The following is a 20,624-nucleotide window of genomic DNA, read 5'->3' as shown; positions in this document are numbered from 1 at the left end:
CAAGTGCACCGTCAAGTGCGACCGCATGGCGGTGCTGGCCAACTACGGCACCTATCCGGACTGGTCGCCGTACCAGGGCGACCGCGTGGCCGAGGCGATCACCCTCAAGCAGCAGAACCGCTGGCACGACAACGTCTACGTCGGACCGTGGAAGTTCGTCGTCCACGACCCGAGCCGGGTGCTCGACTTCGCTCAGTGGCAGAGCGCTCCCTACCGGCAGGACGCGGGCAGCACCCTCGATGCCGGGACCGGTGGTTGAGATGAACGGGGAGGTGGAACACGGCACACCGAGGGCCGTCGGGATCGTGTGGGGCCTGCTGGTCCTCAACACGCTCGGCTCCGCCGGGGCGAAGACCATCGTCCCGCTGCCCCGCTCGCTCATCCAGCTCGTCACCATGGGCTCGCTGGTCGCCGCGTTCGCGCTGGCGCTCGCGCTCAATCCCCGGCTGCGGATCCGGCCCAGCGCCTACGTGCTCCTGCTGACCCTGCTGCTGGTGACGAGCGTGATCGCCAGCGTGAACCTGGAGTCCGGGTTCGGCGCGCTGTTCCGCTGCTTCCGGCTTGCTCTGTTCGTCAGCACCCTGTGGCTGCTCAGCCGCTGGTGGGACGGCGGCCTGACCTTCGTCCGGCACCACATCCGGATGTACTTCGCGGTGCTCGGATCGGTCGCCGCGGGTCTCGCCGTCTCCCCCGGCGCGGCCCTGCCCGACCTCTACGGCGGGCGGCTGGTCGGCGCGCTGTGGCCGCTCACCCCGCCGCAGATCGGCCAGTACGCGGCGGTGATCACCGGGCTGGCGGTGCTGCTCCTGCTGGGCCGCCGGACCGACCGGGCGAGCGCCGCGGTGGTCATCGTGCCCTCGCTCGTCCTGCTCGCGCTGACCCACACCCGTACGGCCACGCTCGGTCTGCTGCTCGGGCTGACGCTGGCGATCGGCTCGCTCTTCCTGACCAGCGCCGCCGCCCGCCGGTTCTTCGCCTGGGCGGTGCTGTGCGCGGCGGTGGCCGCCGTCGGGTTCGCCTCCGCGCTCCAGGCGTGGTTCCTGCGCGGGCAGAGCCAGGAGAACTTCAGCAGCCTCACCGGCCGGGCCAAGGTGTGGGACGCCCTGCTGGCGGCGCCCCGGACGACCGCGCAGGAGTGGTTCGGCGTGGGCCTGGGCGACAAGTCCTTCGGCGGGCTGCCGATCGACAACAGCTGGCTGGCCGTCTACAACGAGCAGGGTCTGATCGGCGTCGGCCTGGTCGCGGCGATCCTCGTCGTGCTCGGCGGCGTCGCGCTGCTGCGGCCGCCGTCGCTGCGCCGGGCCTGCGCGATCTTCCTGATCAGCTACTGCGCGATCGCCTCGTACACCGAGGCCGGGCTGGGCGACGCCTCGCCGTACCTGCTGCATCTGGCCGTGGCCGTCTCGCTGCTGGCGGCGCCGGCGCCCGTACCGGCCGCGTCCCCGGCGCCCGCGCACGCGACGGCGCTCACGACGCCCGATGCCCCTCGACGACGTGTCCCGCGATGGGCCCGGAGACCGGAGGTTCCATGAGCATGCGCGTCCTCGTGGTGCACAACCGCTACGCCTCGGCGCAGCCGAGCGGCGAGAACAAGGTCGTCGACCAGGAGGTGGAGCTGCTGCGCTCGGCCGGCCACCGGGTCGGACTGTTCGAGCGGCGCAGCGACGACATCGCCGCCCGGTCCCTGCTCGGCAAGGCCGCTCTGCCGCTGCTGGTGCCGTGGAACCCGGCGGTGCGCGCGGAGCTCGCCGCCCGCCTGCGCGCCGAGCGGCCCGACGTGGTGCACATCCACAACGTCTTCCCGCTGCTGTCGCCTGCCGTGCTGGCCGCCTGCGCCGACGCCGGCGTGCCCGCCGTCGCCACGCTGCACAACTACACCCAGGTCTGCCCGCCGGGCACCCTGCAGCGGGACGGCCGGGCGTGCGCGGAGTGCGTCGGGGTGACGCCGCTGCCCGCCGTCCGGCACGGCTGCTACCGGGGCTCCCGGCTGGCGACGGTGCCGCTCGCGGTCAGCCTGTCGGTCAACCGGCGGCGCTGGTGGTCCGGCGTGGAGCGGTTCCTGTGCATCTCCGCCGCGCAGCGCGAGGTCCTGGTGCGGGCCGGCATGCCGGCCGGACGGCTGGCGGTGAAGCACAACTTCGTGCCCGACCCGGGCGTCCGCCGCCCGGGCGCGGGCGAGCACCTGCTGTATCTCGGCCGGCTCGCCGAGGCCAAGGGCGTACGGCTGCTGATGGCCGCGTGGGACGAGATCGCCGCCGGCGGCGGTGCGGGTGTGCCGCTCGTCATCGCCGGGACGGGTCCGCTGGAGCGGGAGGTGACCGCCTGGGCGGCGGGCCGGGACGACGTGCGCTACGCCGGCCTCTACGACCAGGACCGGTGCAGGCGGGCCGTCGCCGACGCGGTGGCCGTGGTGGCGCCCTCGACGTGGAGGGAGGCCTTCGGCCTGGTGGTCGTGGAGGCGATGGCGGCCGGGGTCCCGGCCGTCGCCGCCGGTCACGGCGCCTTCCCCGAACTCGTCGAGGACGGGGTGACCGGGCTGCTGCACCGGCCGGGCGATGCGGCCTCACTCGCCTCCTGCCTGCGCCGGATCACGGCCGGACCGGACCCGCAGATGGGACGGGCGGCCCGGCGCCGCTACGAGCGGGACTTCAGCCCGGCCGTCGGGCTGGAGCGCCTGCTGGAGGAGTACCGCACCGCGATCGCGGGGCGGTCGGCACTGGCTCGCGGCGGGGACACCCGCGCGGGCAGGGGGGATGGGAACAGCCGATGACACGATGCCGACTGTGCGGCTCGGAAGCGATGGCGAGCGTGGTCGATCTCGGGGCGACGCCGCCGTGCGAGAGCTTCCTCGCCGCGGACCAGCTGGACCTGCCGGAGCCGGCGTACCCGCTGCACCTGCGGGTCTGCACCGACTGCTGGCTCGCGCAGATCCCTCCGCTGATCACCCCGGAGGAGACCTTCAAGGAGTACGCGTACTTCTCCTCCTACTCGACCTCCTGGGTGGAGCACGCGCGCGCCTTCGTCGCCGACGCGGTCGAGCGGCTGGACCTCGGCGCCGACGCCTTCGTGGTCGAGGTCGCGAGCAACGACGGGTACCTGCTCAGGCACATGGTGGACCGGGGCGTCCGCTGCCTGGGCATCGAACCGTCGGTGAACGTCGGCGCCGCCGCGCGGGACGCGGGCGTGCCCACGCTCACGGAGTTCCTCGACCCGGACACCGGCTCGCGCGTCCGCGCGGAACACGGCCCGGCGGACCTGGTCGTGGCCAACAACGTGTACGCGCACATCCCCGACGTCGTCGGGTTCACCAAGGGGCTGCGCGCCCTGGTCGCCGACGACGGCTGGGTCTCCATCGAGGTGCAGCACCTGCTGACCCTGATCGAGGAGAACCAGTACGACACGATCTACCACGAGCACTTCCAGTACTACACGGTGGCGTCGGCGATCAATGCGCTGGCGAGCGGCGGACTGACGCTGGTGGACGTCGAGTTGCTGCCCACCCACGGCGGCTCCGTCCGGCTGTGGGCCAGGCCCGCCGAGGCGGCCGGCGAACCGTCCGCCAGGGTGACCGGGGTGCTGGACCGGGAGAAGGCCGCCGGGCTCCAGGAGCTGTCCGGGTACACCGACTTCTCCGCCCGGGTGGCCAAGGTGCGCCGGGACCTGCTGAAGTTCCTCATCGAGGCGGCCGAGCGCGGCGAGAGGGTCGTCGGCTACGGCGCCCCCGGCAAGGGCAACACCCTGCTCAACCACTGCGGCATCCGGCCCGACCTGCTCGCGTACACGGTCGACCGCAACCCGTACAAGCACGGCAGGTTCACCCCGGGCACGCGCGTCCCGGTCCTGCCGCCCGAGCGGATCGCCGCCGACAGGCCGGACTACGTGCTCGTCCTCCCGTGGAACCTGCGGGCCGAGCTGACGGAGCAGTTGTCCTTCGTGCACGAGTGGGGCGGCCGGCTGGTCTTCCCCATACCGGAACTGAGCATTGTCGAGGTCGAGGCATGAAGGTCGTTCTGTTCTGCGGCGGTTACGGGATGCGCATGCGCAGCGGATCCTCCGACGACGTGCCCAAGCCCATGGCGATGGTCGGCCCCCGGCCCCTCATCTGGCACGTCATGCGGTACTACGCGCACTTCGGGCACCGGGAGTTCATCCTGTGCCTCGGCTACGGGGCCCACCACATCAAGGACTTCTTCCTCAACTACGAGGAGACGACCTCCAACGACTTCGTGCTGCGCGGCGGGCGGACCGAGCTGCTGTCCACCGACATCTCGGACTGGACGATCACGTTCGCGCAGACCGGCATCGAGTCGCCGATCGGGGAGCGGCTGCGCCGGGTCCGGCACCACCTGGACGGCGACGAGATGTTCCTCGCCAACTACGCCGACGTGCTCACCGACGCCCCACTGCCCGAGATGATCGACAACTTCGCCGGGCGCGACGCCGGCGCGTCGATGATGGTGGTGCCGCCGCAGTCCTCGTTCCACTGCGTGGACCTGGGCGAGGACGGACTGGTGGGGGGCATCACCGCGGTCAGCGAACTGCCGTTGTGGGAGAACGGCGGCTACTTCGTGCTCCGCCAGGAGGTCTTCGACCACATCCCGGAGAACGGCGACCTGGTGGCCGACGGATGCGCCCAACTGGCCAAGCGGGGACGGCTCGTGGCGCATCAGCACCGCGGCTTCTGGAAGCCGACCGACACCGTCAAGGAGCGGGCCGCGCTGGATGCCGCCTACGCCCGGGGCGACCGCCCGTGGGCCGTGTGGGAGCGGGACGGCGCGGGGGTGGGCGCGTGATCCGGCTCGGGGCCGGGCCCCTGGACCGGATCGTCGCGGTGGGCGCGCACTGCGACGACATCGCCATCGGCGCCGGCGGCACCCTGCTGACGCTGTGCCTCGCGCGGCCGGGCGTCCGCGTCGACGCGCTGGTGCTCACCGGCGGCGGCGGCGAACGCGAGCAGGAGGAGCAGGCCGCGCTCGCCGCCTTCTGCCCCGGCGCGGACCTGCGGCTGACCGTGCTCAAGCTGCCGGACGGCCGGGTGCCCGCGTACTGGGACGAGGCCAAGGCCGCCGTCGAGGAGCTGCGCGGGCGCAGCGAGCCGGACGTCGTGCTGGCCCCGCGCACCGAGGACGCGCACCAGGACCACCGCGGCCTGGCCGAGCTGATGTCCACCGCGTTCCGCGACCACCTCGTGCTCGGCTACGAGATCGTCAAGTGGGACGGCGACCTGGGCCGCCCGGTGGCGTACCAGCCGCTGTCGACGGAGACCGCCGAGCGGAAGGTGCGCCTCCTGCAGGCGCTCTACCCCTCGCAGCGGCACCGGCCCTGGTACGACCGGGAGGCCTTCCTCGGGCTCGCCCGCATCCGCGGCATCGAATGCCACGAGCGCTACGCCGAGGCGTTCGCCGTCACCAAACTCACTCTCAACCTGGGGGGTTGAACCTTGCGCGTACTGCTCACCGGACACCAGGGCTACCTGGGCACCGTGATGGCCCCGGTCCTCGCCGCCGCCGGACACGAGGTCACCGGCCTGGACTCCGGCCTGTTCGCCGACTGCCTGCTGGGCCCCGCGCCCGCGGACCCGCCGGGCCGCCGGGTGGACCTGCGCGACGTCACGGCCGAGGACGTGGCCGGGGTGGACGCCGTGATCCACCTGGCCGCGCTCTCCAACGACCCGCTGGGATCGCTGGCGCCGGAACTCACCTACGACATCAACCACCACGCCTCCGTGCGCCTGGCCCGGCTGGCCCGCGACGCCGGGGTGCGGCGCTTCCTGTACGCGTCGACCTGCTCGGTCTACGGCGCCGCCGGCGGCGGCGAACTGGTGGGCGAGGACGCCCCGCTGCGACCGGTGACCCCGTACGCCGAGTCAAAGGTGCGGGTGGAGGACGACCTGCACGAGCTCGCCGACGGCGACTTCACCCCGGTCTTCATGCGCAACGCCACCGCCTTCGGCTTCTCGCCCCGGCTGCGCGCCGACATCGTGCTGAACAACCTGGTGGGCCACGCGCTGCTCTCCGGCGAGGTCCTCGTCGTGTCCGACGGCACGCCCTGGCGCCCGCTGGTGCACGCCGCCGACATCGCGCGGGCCTTCACGGCCGCGCTGACCGCGCCGCGCGAGGCGGTGCACGACCGGGCGTTCAACGTCGGCAGCGAGGTCAACAACGTCACGGTCGCCGAGATCGCGGACCAGGTCGCCGCGGCGGTGCCCGGCTCCAAGGTGGTGATCACCGGGGAGACCGGTGCCGATCCGCGCTCGTACCGGGTGGACTTCTCCCGGTTCCGCGCCGCGGTACCCGGCTTCGACTGCGAGTGGACGGTGAAGCAGGGCGCGCTCGAACTCGCGGACGCCTACCGTGGGTTCGGCCTGACCCGGGAGGACTTCGAGCAGCGCTTCACCCGCCTCGCCGTGCTGCGCGCGGCCTCCGGTGCCGGCACGGTCGACGACACCCTGCGGTGGCGCCCGTGACCGAGTCCGGGGAGGAGATGTACGCGCTGGTGGAGCGGCTCTACCCGCTGTGCCGGAGCATCACGGGCGACGGTGTGCGCGCCACCCTGCGGATCGTCGACGAGTACATCCCTCTGCACGTGCACGAGGTGCCGACCGGGACGCAGGTGCTCGACTGGACGGTGCCGCAGGAGTGGAACATCCGCGACGCGTACATCGCGGACGCCACCGGCCGCCGGGTCGTCGACTTCGCCGCGTCCAGTCTGCACGTGCTCGGCTACAGCGTGCCGGTGTCGGCGACCATGCCGCTGGCCGAACTGCGCCCACACCTGCACACCCTGCCCGAGCACCCGTCCTGGGTGCCCTACCGCACCAGCTACTACAAGCCGGAGTGGGGGTTCTGCCTGGCCCAGGAGACCCTGGACGCGATGCCGGACGGCGAGTACGAGGTGCGCATCGACTCCACCCTCGCGGACGGCCACCTCACCTACGCCGAGCACGTGGTCCCTGGGCAGGTCCCCGACGAGGTGATCGTCTCCTGCCACGTCTGCCACCCGTCGCTGGCCAACGACAACCTGGCCGGCATCGCGGTGGCGGTCTTCCTGGCCCGGGAACTTGCGGAGCGCGACCCGTACCACACCTACCGGTTCATCTTCGCGCCGGGCACCATCGGGGCGATCACCTGGCTGGCCCGTAACCGGGAACGCGTGGAGCGTGTGAGGCACGGGCTCGTGCTGGCCTGCGCCGGCGACCCGGGGCAGTTGACGTACAAGCGGAGCAGGCGCGGCGACGCGGAGATCGACCAGGTCCTTCGGCACGTGCTGACCGCCTCCGAACGCCCGCACCGGGTGGTCGGGTTCACTCCGTACGGCTACGACGAGCGGCAGTTCTGCTCGCCCGGGTTCGACCTCGGCGTGGGCTCGCTCACCCGGACCCCGTACGCCGGTTATCCCGAGTACCACACCTCGGCGGACGACCTGGACCTCGTCTCGCCGGACGCGATGGCGGACACCCTCGCGGTGTGCCGCGAGGCGTTCGGCGTGCTCGACCGCAACCGGCGGTACGTCAACCTCAGTCCGTACGGCGAACCGCAGCTCGGGCGGCGCGGGCTGTACGACGCGCTCGGCGGCCGCAGCGACACCAAGCAGGCCCAGATGGCGATGCTCTGGGTGCTCAGCCTCTCCGACGGCGAGCACAGTCTGCTGGACGTGGCCGAGCGGTCCGGCCTGCCGTTCGACACCGTCGCCGACGCGGCCGGCGCCCTGCACGGCGCCGGGCTCCTCAAGGCGTGAGGCCGATGACCACCGAGAGGGAGAAGACGACGGCCCCGGCGCACCCGGCCGCACCCGCCGGGCAGGCGGCCACAGGGCGGAGCGCCAAGCGGGCCGTCTTCGGCCGGCTGTCCTGGGGACTGGCCGACCAGGCGGCCTCCAGTCTGAGCAACTTCGCGGTGGGCGTCTACGTGGCGCGCTCGCTGGGGGTGTCCGCGTTCGGCGTGTTCAGCCTGGCCTGGGTGACCTACGGCGTGGTGCTCAACGTGTCCCGGGGGCTGGCCACCGACCCGCTCGTGGTGCGCTTCAGCGGCGTGCCGGAGGCCACCTGGCGCAAGGCGGTGGTCCGGTCGACGGGCACCGCGCTCGGCGTGGGGACGGTCATCGGCGCGGTGTGCCTGGTGGCCGGGCCGGCGCTCGGCGGGCGCGTGGGGCCCGCGTTCGCCGTCCTCGGTGTCGTGCTGCCGGGACTGCTGCTCCAGGACGCCTGGCGGTTCTCCTTCTTCGCCGCCGGCGCCGGGCGCAAGGCGTTCGTCAACGACGTCGTGTGGTGCGTCGCGCTCGTCCCGGCCATGGTGGTGGCGGACCGCGTGGGCAGCGTGGCCGCGTTCGTGCTCGCCTGGGGCGCGTCCGCCTCGGTGGCCGCCGCCTTCGGCTGCCTCCAGAGCGGCATCCGGCCCCGGATGACCGGCGCGCGCGGCTGGCTCCGCGAGCAGCGCGACCTCGGCTACCGGTACCTGGTGGAGAACGTCAGCCTCAGCGGCGCGAGCCAGCTGCGGGCGTACGGGCTCGGCGCGATCGTCGGGGTCGGCGCGGTGGGCTCGGTGCGCGGCGCCGAGCTCCTGCTCGGCCCGTTCCTCGCCCTGCTGATGGGGCTGTCGCTGGTCACCGTCCCGGAGGCGGCCCGGGTACTGCGGCAGGCCCCGCACCGGCTGGGCAAGTTCTGCCTGCTGCTCGGCGGCGGGCAGGCCGGCGCCGCGCTGCTGTGGGGCGCGGCGCTGCTGCTGATGCCCGACCGGCTCGGCGGGCTGGTGCTCGGCACCGTCTGGCACTCCGCCTCCCAGCTCATCGTGCCGGTCACCCTCAGCGTCGCCGGCGCCGGCCTCGGCACCGGCGCCGCGGCCGGGCTGCGCGCGCTCGGCGCGGCCCGGCGCAGCCTGCGCTGCCAGCTGTTCGCCTCCGCCGCTTACGTCGGCGGCGGGCTCGGCGGGGCGGCCCTCGCCGGCACGGTCGGCTCGGCCTGGGGCGTCGCCGCGGCGACCGTCGGCAGCTCGGCCGTGTGGTGGCTGCAACTGCGGTCCGCCCTGCGCGAGCGGCGCCGCGACACCATCTGCGAAGTGAGGACCTCATGACCGACCGCCCGAGGCTGAGCATCGGCCTGCCCGTCCACAACGGCGAGGAGTACCTCGCCGAGTCGCTCGACGCCCTGCTCGGCCAGACCTACGAGGACTTCGAGCTGATCGTCTCCGACAACGCCTCGACCGACGGCACCCAGGACATCTGCCGCAAGTACGCGGCCCAGGACTCCCGCATCCGGTACCTGCGGCTGCCCCGGAACATCGGCGCCACGCCGAACCACAACCGGGTGTTCGCCGAGTCCCGCGGCGAGCTGTTCAAGTGGGCCTCGCACGACGACCTGTACGCCCGGGACCTGCTGCGGGCCTGCGTCGAGGCGCTGGACGAGCGGCCGGACGTGATCCTCGCGCACAGCGGCCAGGCGGTCATCGACGCCGACGGCCGGGTGAAGGTCCCCTACGAGTACGGGCTCGCCACCGACTCCCCGCGCCCGCCGGAGCGCTTCCGCAGTCTGCTCTTCGAACCGGGCGGCGACGACTTCTACGGGGTGATGCGCGCCGACGTGCTGCGCCGGGTGAAGCCGATGGACAGCTACCACCACGCGGACCGCACGTTCGTCGCCGAGATCACCCTGCACGGGCCCTTCCACCAGGTGCCGGAGCTGCTCTACTTCCGCCGCGACCACCCCACCCGCGCCGAGCGGGCCAACCCCTCCAAGCGCGCCCGGTGCGTCAACCTGGACCCGCGCCGCGCGGGCCCGCTGCACCCGACACCCCGGCTGCTCGCCGAGTACGTCTGGGGCTTCGCCTCGGCGGTCCGGCGCGCGCCGCTGTCCGCGGCCGACCGGCGCGCCTGCTACGGCCACCTGGCCGCGTGGATGACCAGCCGCGTGCGGCCGGGCGCCGGTGAGCGGGTCGAGGACCGCGTCCCCGTGGATCCGGACCGGCTCGCCGTCTCCGTCGACGCCCTCGTCGCCGGCCGTGAGGGGAGGCGCGCGTGAGCGCCGCCCGCATCGGGGTCTTCGGCCTGCTCGGCTCGGGCAACCTCGGCAACGACGGGTCGCTCGAGGCCGTGCTCGCACACCTGGGGCGCGAGCACCCGGAGGCCGTCGTGGAGGCGCTGTGCGGCGGACCCGAGGCCGTCGCGGCCCGGTACGGGATACGCGCGACACGGCTGCACTGGTACCGCGGGGAGTACCGGACCGCGTCCCGCGCGGGCGCGATCGCGGCCAAGGGCCTCGGCAAACTCGTCGACGTCTTCCGGACCGCCGCCTGGGTGCGCCGGCAGGACGTGGTGATCGTGCCGGGCATGGGCGTCCTGGAGGCCACGCTGCCGCTGCGGCCGTGGGGCTTCCCGTACTCGCTGTTCCTGCTGTGCGCGAGCGGCCGGCTGCTCGGCACCCGCGTAGCGCTGGTGGGCGTCGGCGCCGCGCCCATCGGCAACCGGGCCACCCGTACGCTGGTGCGCTGGTCGGCGCGGCTGGCCGCGTACCGGTCGTACCGGGACGGCCCGTCCCGCGAGGCGATGCGGGCGATGGGCGTGGACACCGCGCGCGACGAGGTCTGCCCGGACCTCGCCTTCTCCCTGCCGACGGTACGGGCGCCCCTGGGAGCGCCGGGCCGGGTCTGCGTCGGCGTCATGGACTTCCACGGCGGCGACGACGACCGCGCCCGGGCCGAGGAGATCCACCGCCGCTACCTGGACGGGGTGATCCGCTTCGTCCGCGCGCTGGCCGAGGAGGGCAGGCCGGTCCGGCTGCTCACCGGCGACGAGTGCGACGCGCCCGTGGTGGCCGCGATCCTCGGCGCCGTGGGCTCGCCGCTGGTCACCGCCGCCGAACCGGCCTCGCTGGCCGACCTGATGAAGGAGACGTCGGCCGCCGGCACCGTGGTGGCGACCCGGTACCACAACCTGATCTGCGCCCTGAAGACCGGCACTCCCACGCTGGCGCTCACCTATGCCACCAAGAGCGAGGCGCTGATGGAGCGGATGGGTCTCGGCGCGTACTGCCACCCGGCCCGCGAGGTCGACGCCGAACGGCTGCTGGAGCAGTTCCGTGAGCTGGAGAAGCGGGCGCCGGAACTCCGGCAGACACTCGCCGAGCGGAACCGGGTCGCCGCCGACCAGGCCGAGTCCCAGTTCCGGGCGTTGACCGCGGTCCTCTTCCCCGCGGCGCCCGACGAGGACCGACCCGGCTCCCGCCCCGGCGCCCAAGCCGGACCGGACGTCCACGACCGACCGGACGCCCAAGCCCGCCCCGACACCCGAGCCGACGCCCGGCAGGAGACCTCATGAAAGCGACCGAAGTCCCGGCGATCGCCGGCGCGTACCTGTTCGAGCCGACGCCGTTCGCCGACGAACGCGGCTTCTTCTGCCGCACGTTCGACGCCGACGTGGCCCGGTCGGCGGGCCTGGACCCGGACGCCTTCGTCCAGGACAGCCTGTCCCGCTCCGCCCGGGGCGTCCTGCGCGGCCTGCACCTGCGCTCCGGCGACGGCGAGGCCAAGCTGGTGCGGTGCTCGTACGGGAAGGTCTTCGACGTGGTCGTGGACCTGCGGGCGGACTCGCCCACGTACCTGGGCCGGGCCTTCTTCGAGCTGTCCGGCGAGACGCAGGCGACCCTGTACGTACCGGCGGGGTGCGCGCACGGCTTCCAGGCGCTCACCGAGCCCGCCGACGTCTCGTACCGCATCGACCGCCCGCACGATCCGGCCGAGGACGTGACGATCGCCTTCGACGACCCGGAACTCGCCATCGAATGGCCGCTGCCGGTCGCGTCGGTGTCCCGGCGGGACCGGGAGGCGCCGGGCCTCGCCGAGGCCCTCAAGCACATGGAGAGGACCAGGTTGCCGTGACCACCGAACACGCCGAACCCACCGAGACCTCCGACGAGTTCCGGCTGCCCCGGTCGCGGCTGGCGAACGAGCGGCTGCACGCCCTGATCCCCGGGGGCGCGCACACCTACGCCAAGGGTGACGACCAGTACCCCGAGAACCTCGCCCCGGTCATCAGCCACGGCCGCGGCGCCCATGTGTGGGACGTCGACGGCAACCGCTACGTCGAGTACGGCTCCGGCCTGCGCTCGGTCAGCCTCGGTCACGCCCACCCGCGCGTGACCGAGGCGGTGCGGCGGCAACTCGACCGCGGCAGCAACTTCGTGCGGCCGTCCGTCCTGGAGGTCGAGGCCGCGGAACGCTTCCTGGCGACCGTGCCGACCGCCGAGATGGTGAAGTTCGCGAAGAACGGCTCCGACGTGACCACCGCCGCGGTGCGCCTCGCCCGCGCCGTCACCGGGCGCCCGCGGGTGGCCATCTGCGCCGACCACCCCTTCTACTCCGTCGACGACTGGTTCATCGGCACCACCCCGATGAACGCCGGCGTCCCGGCGGCGACCACCGAACTCACCGTGGCCTTCCCCTACGGGGACCTGGCCGCCACGGAGGAACTGCTGACGCGGTACGAGGACGAGGTCGCCTGCCTGGTCCTCGAACCCGCCACCCTCACCGAGCCGCCGCCCGGATATCTCGCCGGTCTGCGCGAACTGGCCGACCGGCACGGCTGCGTACTGATCTTCGACGAGATGATCACCGGCTTCCGCTGGTCGGAGGCGGGCGCCCAGGGCCTGTACGGCGTGGTCCCCGACCTGTCCACGTTCGGCAAGGCGCTGGGCAACGGGTTCGCCGTGTCCGCGCTGGCCGGGCGCCGAGATCTGATGGAGCGGGGCGGGCTGCGCCACTCCCACGACCGGGTATTCCTGCTGTCCACCACGCACGGCGCGGAAACGCACTCGCTGGCCGCCGCGATGGCCGTGCAGACGGTCTACACCGAGGAGGGCGTCACCGCGAGGCTGCACGCCCTCGGCGAGCGCCTGGCCGCCGGTGTCCGCGAGGCCGCGGCGAGCATGGGCGTCGGCGACCACGTCGTCGTCCGGGGCCGGGCCAGCAACCTGGTCTTCGCCACCCTCGGTGAGGACCTGCGGCCCTCGCAGCCGTACCGCACCCTGTTCCTGCGCCGGCTCCTCACGGGCGGGGTGCTGGCCCCGTCGTTCGTGGTGAGCAGCGCGCTGACCGACGCCGACATCGAGCACACCGTCGACGCGGTGGCCCAGGCGTGCGCGGTGTACCGCAAGGCCCTGGACGCGGGCGACCCCACCCCGTGGCTGGCGGGACGACCGGTGAAGCCGGTGTTCCGCCGACTGGCGTGAGGTGACGGCCGGTCAGCGACGCACGAGCGGACGGGCATCGGCGGCCCGGTCGGCCGTCCGGTCGATCAGCCACGCGGTCGCCGGCACCACTGCCAGCGCGGTGCACCAGCCGCCGAGGACGTCGGTCGGATAGTGCGCGCCCAGGGCGACCTGCGCCCACCCCATGGCGGCCCCGGCCACGAGCGCCGAGGCGAGCACGAGGAGGGTGCCTGCCGTCCTGCCCAGGCCGAGCCGGCCGGCCACGATCAGCGCCAGCGCGAAGACCAGCGCGGTGAAGAAGGCGGTGTGCCCGCTCGGATACGACAGGTTGCCGTCACCGTGAATGGTGCGCCCCACCACGTACTTGAGCAGCGTCGCCACCCCCACGGCCACGCAGACACAGGCCACGACGAACACCGACGCACGGGAGCCCCACAGCAACAGACAGCCCACCACGACAGCCCCGACCAACAGCACCGACCCGAGCGGCTCCCCGAGGAAGTCCAGGCCGAGAGCAACGTGCCGCCACCCCGGCCCCACCCCCTCCACCGCGGGCTGAACCCAGGCATCCACCCTGCCGGGCCGGCCGTGCCCGGCATACATCCCCCCGAGCACCCCCACCACCAGCACGGCGACCCCCGCGACCATCCCGAGCCCCGCCCGCAACGCTCCCGGCAACACCACGGCCCCCGCCTCCCGCCCCGACCAGTCCCCCGCCGCCACCCTAACCAACGACGAACCCGGGCCAGTCGCACTCCGCCCAGACCGTCCTGCCCGGACCGCCGCCCGCCCGGGACGTGCGACGGCAGACACGTCGGGCCAGGCCGTGGTCATCGCGTCCGGGCAGACGATGAGGACCTCCGTGCCGCACGGTACCGACCCGGGAACGACGCGGCGGCGGCCCGGCTCAGGCGACACCGGTCTCCGCTGCGTCCGCCACGGATGTGAGACTGAGGAAATGCTCATACAGTTCTTGGCCGCCGCCGGCATCCTGGCTGTGCTGACCATGGTGCCCGGGCCGGACATGGCCGTCGTGACCAAGCGGGCCGTCGCCTCCGGCTGGCAGGACGGGCTGCGGACCGTGGGCGGGATCACCGCGGGGTTGTTGATCTGGGGCGTGTTCTCGGTGGCCGGCCTCGCCGCTGTCCTGGCCGCGTCCGTTACCGCGTACACAGCGGTCAAGCTGACCGGAGCCGCGTACCTGGTATTCCTCGGTGTCCAGTCGCTGCTCCAGAGTCGGCGCAACCGGTCCCAGGCACCGGCCCCGGCCCTCTCCCCGCCTCGCGGCAACCCCTGGCGGACCGGCCTGGTGAGCAACGTCTTCAACCCCAAGATCGCCGTTTTCTACACGGGGCTGCTGCCGACGCTGGCCCCGACCGGGCTGCCTGCCCACAGCGGTATGGCGCTGCTGGTCCTCGTACACGCGATGCTCACCGCGATCTGGCTCGGCGGGTACGTCCTGCTTCTGTCCAAGGCTCGCGCCTTCTTCGAGAAGCCGGCCGTACGCCAGGGCATGGACCGTGTCACCGGGGCCGTACTGATCGGATTCGGACTGAAGGTTGCCACGACGCAGCCTTGAGTCCTGAGTCCGCATCATGCGGCGTTGGGCGGTGCTGGACAAGGCGGATTCCGGATGAAGCGTTGAGCACCCTGCGCCTTGCGAGAAGGCGCCGGCGACTGGCGCCCAGATGGCACTGGCGCATGACGCACTTCACGTCGTGCACTTCGATGAACAGGTCGAGCGCACCCGGCCACGCCCGATGATCCCAGGAAAGCCGCAGGTCACCGCCCCTTTTCGGCCGGCTCCAAAATCGCCACGCACTCCACGTGCGAAGTCATCGGGAACAGGTCGAAGGCTCGCAGGGTGCGGACCCGGTAGCCGTGGTCGGCGAAGTAGGCGATGTCGCGCGCCAGGGCGGCCGGGTCGCAGGCCACGTAGGCGATGCGGCGGGCGTTGAGGGTGGTGAGGTGGGCTACCGTCGCGCGGCCGGCGCCGGCGCGGGGCGGGTCGAGGACGACGAGGTCGACCTCCGTGATGCCCGTGCGGGGCAGGACCGACTCGACCTTGCCCTGTTCGATGCGGACGCGCGGGAAGTCGGCGAGGTTGTGGCGGGCGTCCTCGACCGCGCGCTTGCCGGACTCGATGCCGAGGACCGCGCCCTTGTCGCCGACCCGGTCGGCCAGCGCGCCCGCGAAGAGGCCGACGCCGCAGTACAGGTCGAGGGCCATGTCGCCCTTGCGCGGGAGCAGGCCCTGCATGACCGCCGTGACGAGGGTGTCGGCGGCCTTCGGGTGGACCTGCCAGAAGCCGCCGACGCCGACGCGGTGGGTACGGCCGTCGGCGCGTTCGCGGACGAACGGGCGGCCGTGCACACGGTGGACGCCGCCCGTCTTCTCGTCGACGCGGAGGACCGAGACCGGCTTGTCGAGTTCGACCAGCGGGAGGCGGGCGCCGGGGCGCGGGGTGAGGATCACCTGGCGGTCCTGGGAGCCGGTGGCGGCGATCGCCTCGACGGACTCCATGCCCGTCCAGTCGCGCTGCTCGATGCCCAGCTCGCTGACGCCCTCCGCCGCGATCATGCAGTGCTCGATCGGCTCCACCTCGTGCGAGCGGTGGCGGCGCAGGCCGGCCTTCCCGGTGTCCGGGTCGACGGCGTACTGCACGCGCGTGCGCCACTGAGGGACCTCGCCCGCCGGCAGCTTGTCGCCCTCGGCGGGCATCACGGTGCCGTCCCAGCCGGCCTCTTCGGGCGTGAGCCCGGCGAGCCGCTTCAGCTGCTCGGCGATCACCTCGCCCTTCAGGCGCCGCTGGGCGCCCGGCTTGGCGTGCTGCCAGTCGCAGCCGCCGCAGCGGCCGGGGCCGGCGTAGGGGCAGGGCGCCTCGACACGGTCCTTGGACGCATCCAGGACCCGTACCGCGTCGGCGCGCAGGAAGCGGGCGCCCTCCTCGCCCTCCGTCACCCGGGCCACCACCCGCTCTCCGGGCAGCGTGTGCCGCACGAAGAGCACCTGGCCCTCGGCGGTGCGGGCGATGCAGTGGCCGCCGTGGGCGACGGGGCCGATCTCGACCTCGTACTCCTCCCCCACCAGCGAGCGCGGCCGCTCCTGGGCCCGCGCCCCCGCCGCCTGCGACTTCTTCGGTTCTGCGTGCATGGCGGGACTACTCCAGACAGAGGGGAAAGGGGCGGCCCCCTTCGGAGGCCGACGGAGACCAACGGACGCCGACAACAGCCCACCAGTCTACGGGCTCGCCGCGGCGCCCGGTTCCTCAGTCCCGCGTGCTGGGCTCCTTCTCCCGCTGGCCGGTGCCCTGCGCCGGACCGCGCCGCACCGCACCCGGCGCGTTCCAGTCCTGGCGCCTGCGGGCGCGCAGCTTGGCGGCCTCGGAGGAGGCGAGCTGGTAGGGCACCGAGGTGACCATCACGCCGGGCGTGAACAGCAGCCGGCCCTTCAGGCGCAGCGCGCTCTGGTTGTGCAGCAGGTGCTCGTACCAGTGGCCGACGACGTACTCGGGGATGATCACGGAGACCGCGTCGCGCGGCGACTCCTTGCGCAGGCTCTTGACGTACTCGATGACCGGGCGGGTGACCTCGCGGAAGGGCGAGTCGAGGACCTTCAGCGGTACGTCGATGCCGCGCCGCTCCCACTCATCGCGCAGCACCTTGGTCTCCGCCGGATCGACGTTGACGGTGAGCGCCTCCAGGGTGTCGGAGCGCATCAGCTTGGCGTAGGCCAGGGCGCGCAGGGTGGGGCGGTGGATCTTGGAGATGAGGACGACGGAGTGCACCCGGGAGGGGCGGACGCTGTCGTCGCTCGGGCCCTCGGGGGCGGCGATCTCCTCGGCGACGCGGTCGTAGTGCTTACGGATCGCGGTCATCGTCGCGTAGAAGATGCACATGCCGAGCAGGGCCACCCAGGCGCCGTGGGTGAACTTGGTGACCAGGACGACGACCAGCACCAGACCGGTGAGGAAGGCGCCGAAGGCGTTGATGGCGCGCGAGCGGATCATGTGCCGCCGCTTGGCCTGGTCCTTCTCGATGGCCAGGTGGCGGTTCCAGTGGCGGACCATGCCGGTCTGGCTGAGCGTGAAGGAGACGAACACGCCGACGATGTAGAGCTGGATCAGCCGCGTGGAGTCGGCGCCGTAGAGGACGGTCAGCAGGGTCGCCGCGCCGGCCAGCAGCACGATGCCGTTGGAGAAGGCGAGGCGGTCGCCACGGGTGTGCAGCTGGCGGGGCAGGTAGCGGTCCTGGGCGAGGATCGAGCCGAGCAGCGGGAAGCCGTTGTACGCGGTGTTCGCCGCCAGGAACAGCACCAGTGCGGTGGCCGCCGCGAGGACGACGAAGAGGAAGCTGCCCTTGCCGAAGACGGCCTCGGCGACCTGGGAGATCACCGGGTTCTGGACGTAGCCGGCGCCGAGCGGGCTGCCGTTGTGGATCAGGTCGGTGGCCGGGTTCTCGGCCATGCGGACCTTGGTCGACATGGCGAGGGCGATGATGCCGCAGAACATCGTGACGGCCAGCAGGCCCATCATCGCCAGCGTGGTCGCCGCGTTCTTCGACTTCGGCTTGCGGAAGGCCGGGACGCCGTTGGAGATCGCCTCGACTCCGGTGAGCGCGGCACAGCCGGAGGAGAAGGCGCGCAGCAGCAGGAAGATCAGCGCGAAGCCCGCGAGGCCCTGGTGCTCGGCCTTGACGTGGTAGTCGGCGGTGGGCGCCCGCATGGTGTCGCCGAGCACCAGCCCGCGGAAGGCGCCCCAGGCGATCATGATGAACACGCCGCCGACGAAGACGTAGGTCGGGATCGCGAAGAGCGTGCCCGACTCCCTCACACCGCGCAGGTTCATCACGGTCAGCAGCACGATGACGACGACCGCGCACAGCACCTTGTGCTGGACGACGAAGGGCACGGCCGAGCCGAGGTTCTCGATGCCGGAGGCGATGGAGACGGCCACGGTCATGACGTAGTCGACGAGCAGGGCGCTGGCCACCGTCAGGCCGGCCTTGGCGCCGAGGTTGGTGGTCGCCACCTCGTAGTCGCCGCCGCCGCTGGGATAGGCGTGCACGTTCTGCCGGTAGGAAGCGACCACCGTGAACATCAGCACGACCACCGCGAGGGCGATCCAGGGGCTGAAGTGGTACGCCGACACGCCCGCGATGGACAGGACCAGCAGCACCTCTCCAGGTGCGTACGCCACGGAGGACAGCGGGTCTGAGGCGAAGACGGGGAGTGCGATGCGCTTGGGCAGGAGCGTTTCGCCGAGCCGGTCGCTGCGCAGTGCGCGCCCGATCAGAATGCGCTTGGGCACGTCGGTCAGTTTGGACACAACAGAGGATCGTATGCCTTCGAACACGAGGTCGCCCACCTGCCACCCGAGATCTGCCTCACGAGTGAAATCCGGGGGCGCGGGCGCTGCGGATTCCGCGGCCGGGGCGGTCGCCGTGGCTGGATGACCGAACCCCCGTCCGACGCCGTCCCCAGGAGGCCCCATGCCACCGACCGCGGAGCTGATCGGCGCCGCCGCCGCACTGCTCGGCCTCGGATTCCTGACCCTGTGCAGCGTGCGCAGCATCACGCGCGCACAGCGCTCGCAAACGGAATGAGGCTCTCTGCCACGCAAACCGTCCGGCATGCGGCAGGGGGGTGCCCACCGCCCACGGGGCATGTGTAGCTTGTCCCCTTGTCTGAGACCCTGATGGGGCTGAGCAGTAGCTATTGACACCGGAAGGACGGTCGTGCACATCGTCATCATGGGCTGCGGGAGAGTGGGTTCCGCTCTCGCCCAGACCCTGGAGCAACAGGGGCACACGGTCGCCGTGATCGACCAGGACCCCACCGCCTTCCGCCGGCTGGGCCCCGGATTCGGGGGCCGCCGGGTCACCGGGGTCGGCTTCGACCAGGACACCCTGCGCGAGGCGGGCATCGAGGAGGCCGGCGCCTTCGCCGCCGTCTCCAGCGGCGACAACTCGAACATCATCTCGGCGCGCGTGGCCCGCGAGATGTTCGGCGTGCAGAACGTCGCGGCCCGCATCTACGACCCGCGCCGCGCCGAGGTCTACCAGCGACTGGGGATCCCGACCGTGGCCACGGTCCGCTGGACCGCCGACCAGATGCTGCGCCGGCTGCTGCCCTCGGGCGCCGAGCCGCTGTGGCGCGACCCCACCGGCGGGGTGCAGCTCGCCGAGGTGCACGCCTCGCCCCGTTGGGTGGGGCACAAGATCAGCAAGTTGCAGGAGGAGACGGGCGTCCGGGTGGCGTTCCTGACCCGCCTCGGTGAGGCGATCCTGCCGTCCTCGCAGACGGTGCTGCAGGAGGGCGACCTCGTGCACGTGATGATGCGGACGGACGACGTGGACAAGGTCGAGGCGGCGTTCGCCGAGGGCCCCGAAGAGGAGAGCGGTCACTGATGAGGGTCGCCATTGCCGGTGCCGGCGCGGTCGGGCGCTCGATCGCGGGTGAGCTGCTGGAGAACGGCCACGAGGTCCTGCTCGTGGACAAGGCGCCGACCGCCATCTCGGTCGAGCGCGTCCCGCAGGCGGAGTGGCTGCTGGCCGACGCCTGTGAGATCACGTCCCTGGACGAGGCGGCGCTGCAGCGCTGCAACGTGGTGATCGCCGCGACCGGTGACGACAAGGTCAACCTGGTCGTCTCGCTGCTCGCGAAGACGGAGTACGGCGTTCCGCGCGTCGTGGCCCGGGTGAACAACCCGAAGAACGAGTGGCTGTTCAACGAGTCGTGGGGCGTGGACGTCGCCGTGTCCACCCCGCGTCTGATGTCGGCCCTGGTGGAGGAGGCGGTGAGCGTCGGCGACCTGGTCCGTCTGCTGCGCTTCAGCCACGGCGACGCGAACCTGGTGGAGCTGACGCTCCCCGAGGAGTCGGCCCTGGCCGGCACCCAGGTCGGGGACGTGGAGTGGCCGGAGGACACCTCCCTGGTCACCATCATCCGCGGCACCCGGGTCCTCACCCCGTCCCAGGAGGACTCCCTGGAGCCGGGCGACGAACTCCTCTTCGTCGCCGCCCAGGCCCGCGAGGGCCAGCTGGAGGACCTGCTCTCGGTCCGCCGGGAGGACATGGAGCCGTAGGCTCCGATCCCTCGGAGTTATGCCGATGGGGGCCGCCGGGATGTCCCGGCGGCCCCCATCGGCATTGCCCTTCAGGCCTCCCGGCGTTGCCGTCAGGCCTCCCGGCGGTGGCGGCCCGGGGCCGGGCGGGCGGGGCTTTCCCCCTGCTCGGCCGCCAGGGCGGCGCGGCGCTCCTCCTCGGCCTTCTCCTCCGCCTCCATCTCCGCGAACACGTCGATGGGCGCGGGCGCCTTCGCCAGGAAGACCCAGGTCAGCCAGACGGCCAGCAGGAAGGGCGGGATCTTCAGGGCGACCAGGACCCAGCCGAGCTGGGTGGTGTCGGCCCACCAGTACAGGGGGAAGAGG

Annotated in this window: 18 protein-coding genes and 2 pseudogenes; 16 read left to right on the top strand and 4 right to left on the bottom strand. The window is 72.7% G+C overall.

The annotated features are described in order from the left end of the window. The 13 genes and pseudogenes from IE249_RS37150 to IE249_RS13490 form a co-directional block, all read left to right on the top strand. A pseudogene (locus IE249_RS37150) lies at positions 1–259 on the top strand (right-handed parallel beta-helix repeat-containing protein); the annotation flags it as partial. Between the two features lies 1 nt (position 260). Beyond that, the gene (locus IE249_RS13545) at positions 261–1,532 is read left to right on the top strand and encodes an O-antigen ligase domain-containing protein (RefSeq protein WP_189705060.1); all 1,272 of its coding nucleotides are present in this window, start codon (positions 261–263) and stop codon (positions 1,530–1,532) included. 2 nt (positions 1,533–1,534) lie between these two features. After that, complete coding sequence (locus tag IE249_RS13540) at positions 1,535–2,770, top strand: glycosyltransferase (RefSeq protein WP_189705212.1); 1,236 nt, start codon at positions 1,535–1,537, stop codon at positions 2,768–2,770. Beyond that, positions 2,767–4,002, top strand: coding sequence for a class I SAM-dependent methyltransferase (locus IE249_RS13535; protein ID WP_189705059.1), 1,236 nt, complete (start codon positions 2,767–2,769; stop codon positions 4,000–4,002). Before IE249_RS13540 ends, IE249_RS13535 begins: the two co-directional genes overlap by 4 nt. Further along, on the top strand, positions 3,999–4,793 hold the full coding sequence (locus IE249_RS13530) for a glycosyltransferase family protein (RefSeq protein ID WP_189705058.1): 795 nt from the start codon (positions 3,999–4,001) through the stop codon (positions 4,791–4,793). The genes IE249_RS13535 and IE249_RS13530 overlap by 4 nt, the downstream gene beginning before the upstream one ends. Further along, complete coding sequence (locus tag IE249_RS13525; RefSeq protein ID WP_189705057.1) at positions 4,790–5,437, top strand: PIG-L deacetylase family protein; 648 nt, start codon at positions 4,790–4,792, stop codon at positions 5,435–5,437. The genes IE249_RS13530 and IE249_RS13525 overlap by 4 nt, the downstream gene beginning before the upstream one ends. 3 nt (positions 5,438–5,440) lie before the next feature. Continuing rightward, positions 5,441–6,466: an NAD-dependent epimerase/dehydratase family protein gene (locus IE249_RS13520; RefSeq protein WP_189705056.1), complete on the top strand. Its 1,026-nt coding sequence runs from the start codon at positions 5,441–5,443 to the stop codon at positions 6,464–6,466. Next, a complete protein-coding gene (locus IE249_RS13515; protein ID WP_189705055.1) occupies positions 6,454–7,737 on the top strand; it encodes a DUF4910 domain-containing protein in 1,284 nt (427 codons plus the stop codon). The genes IE249_RS13520 and IE249_RS13515 overlap by 13 nt, the downstream gene beginning before the upstream one ends. Positions 7,738–7,742: 5 nt before the next feature. After that, positions 7,743–9,068, top strand: coding sequence for an MATE family efflux transporter (locus IE249_RS13510; RefSeq protein WP_189705054.1), 1,326 nt, complete (start codon positions 7,743–7,745; stop codon positions 9,066–9,068). Then, positions 9,065–10,012, top strand: coding sequence for a glycosyltransferase family 2 protein (locus IE249_RS13505; protein WP_189705053.1), 948 nt, complete (start codon positions 9,065–9,067; stop codon positions 10,010–10,012). Before IE249_RS13510 ends, IE249_RS13505 begins: the two co-directional genes overlap by 4 nt. After that, a complete protein-coding gene (locus tag IE249_RS13500; protein WP_189705052.1) occupies positions 10,009–11,307 on the top strand; it encodes a polysaccharide pyruvyl transferase family protein in 1,299 nt (432 codons plus the stop codon). The genes IE249_RS13505 and IE249_RS13500 overlap by 4 nt, the downstream gene beginning before the upstream one ends. Then, positions 11,304–11,867, top strand: a complete 564-nt coding sequence (locus IE249_RS13495; protein WP_189705051.1) for a dTDP-4-dehydrorhamnose 3,5-epimerase family protein — start codon at positions 11,304–11,306, stop codon at positions 11,865–11,867. The genes IE249_RS13500 and IE249_RS13495 overlap by 4 nt, the downstream gene beginning before the upstream one ends. Continuing rightward, a complete protein-coding gene (locus IE249_RS13490) occupies positions 11,864–13,216 on the top strand; it encodes a glutamate-1-semialdehyde 2,1-aminomutase (RefSeq protein ID WP_189705050.1) in 1,353 nt (450 codons plus the stop codon). Before IE249_RS13495 ends, IE249_RS13490 begins: the two co-directional genes overlap by 4 nt. Before the next feature lie 12 nt (positions 13,217–13,228). On the opposite strand, the gene IE249_RS13485 is transcribed toward IE249_RS13490, so the two are convergent. Further along, the gene (locus IE249_RS13485; protein ID WP_229858457.1) at positions 13,229–13,843 is read right to left on the bottom strand and encodes a phosphatase PAP2 family protein; all 615 of its coding nucleotides are present in this window, start codon (positions 13,841–13,843) and stop codon (positions 13,229–13,231) included. 310 nt (positions 13,844–14,153) lie between these two features. Here IE249_RS13485 and IE249_RS13480 point away from each other — a divergent pair, with 310 nt between their 5' ends. After that, positions 14,154–14,774, top strand: coding sequence for a LysE family translocator (locus IE249_RS13480; protein ID WP_189705048.1), 621 nt, complete (start codon positions 14,154–14,156; stop codon positions 14,772–14,774). Between the two features lie 203 nt (positions 14,775–14,977). Here IE249_RS13480 and IE249_RS13475 read toward each other — a convergent pair whose 3' ends face one another. Together IE249_RS13475 and IE249_RS13470 are read right to left on the bottom strand one after the other, a co-directional pair. Beyond that, a complete protein-coding gene (locus tag IE249_RS13475) occupies positions 14,978–16,348 on the bottom strand; it encodes a class I SAM-dependent RNA methyltransferase (protein WP_189705047.1) in 1,371 nt (456 codons plus the stop codon). A 115-nt stretch (positions 16,349–16,463) separates the two neighbouring features. Next, positions 16,464–18,521 carry an APC family permease gene (locus IE249_RS13470; protein ID WP_189705046.1) on the bottom strand — a complete coding sequence of 686 codons (2,058 nt, stop codon included), beginning with the start codon at positions 18,519–18,521 and terminating at the stop codon, positions 16,464–16,466. A 409-nt stretch (positions 18,522–18,930) separates the two neighbouring features. Between IE249_RS13470 and IE249_RS13465 the strand changes: the two genes are divergently transcribed. Together IE249_RS13465 and IE249_RS13460 are read left to right on the top strand one after the other, a co-directional pair. Then, complete coding sequence (locus IE249_RS13465; protein ID WP_189705045.1) at positions 18,931–19,602, top strand: potassium channel family protein; 672 nt, start codon at positions 18,931–18,933, stop codon at positions 19,600–19,602. Beyond that, positions 19,602–20,279 carry a potassium channel family protein gene (locus IE249_RS13460; RefSeq protein WP_189705044.1) on the top strand — a complete coding sequence of 226 codons (678 nt, stop codon included), beginning with the start codon at positions 19,602–19,604 and terminating at the stop codon, positions 20,277–20,279. Before IE249_RS13465 ends, IE249_RS13460 begins: the two co-directional genes overlap by 1 nt. A 92-nt stretch (positions 20,280–20,371) precedes the next feature. On the opposite strand, the pseudogene IE249_RS37145 reads toward IE249_RS13460, so the two are convergent. After that, positions 20,372–20,624, bottom strand: a pseudogene (locus IE249_RS37145) (DUF3159 domain-containing protein); the annotation flags it as partial.

This window comes from Streptomyces anandii JCM 4720, from assembly GCF_014650655.1.
Classification (GTDB): Bacteria; Actinomycetota; Actinomycetes; order Streptomycetales; family Streptomycetaceae; genus Streptomyces; species Streptomyces anandii.
The sequence above is the reverse complement of the archived record's forward strand: the minus strand, read 5'-3'. Positions and strand labels throughout refer to the sequence as shown.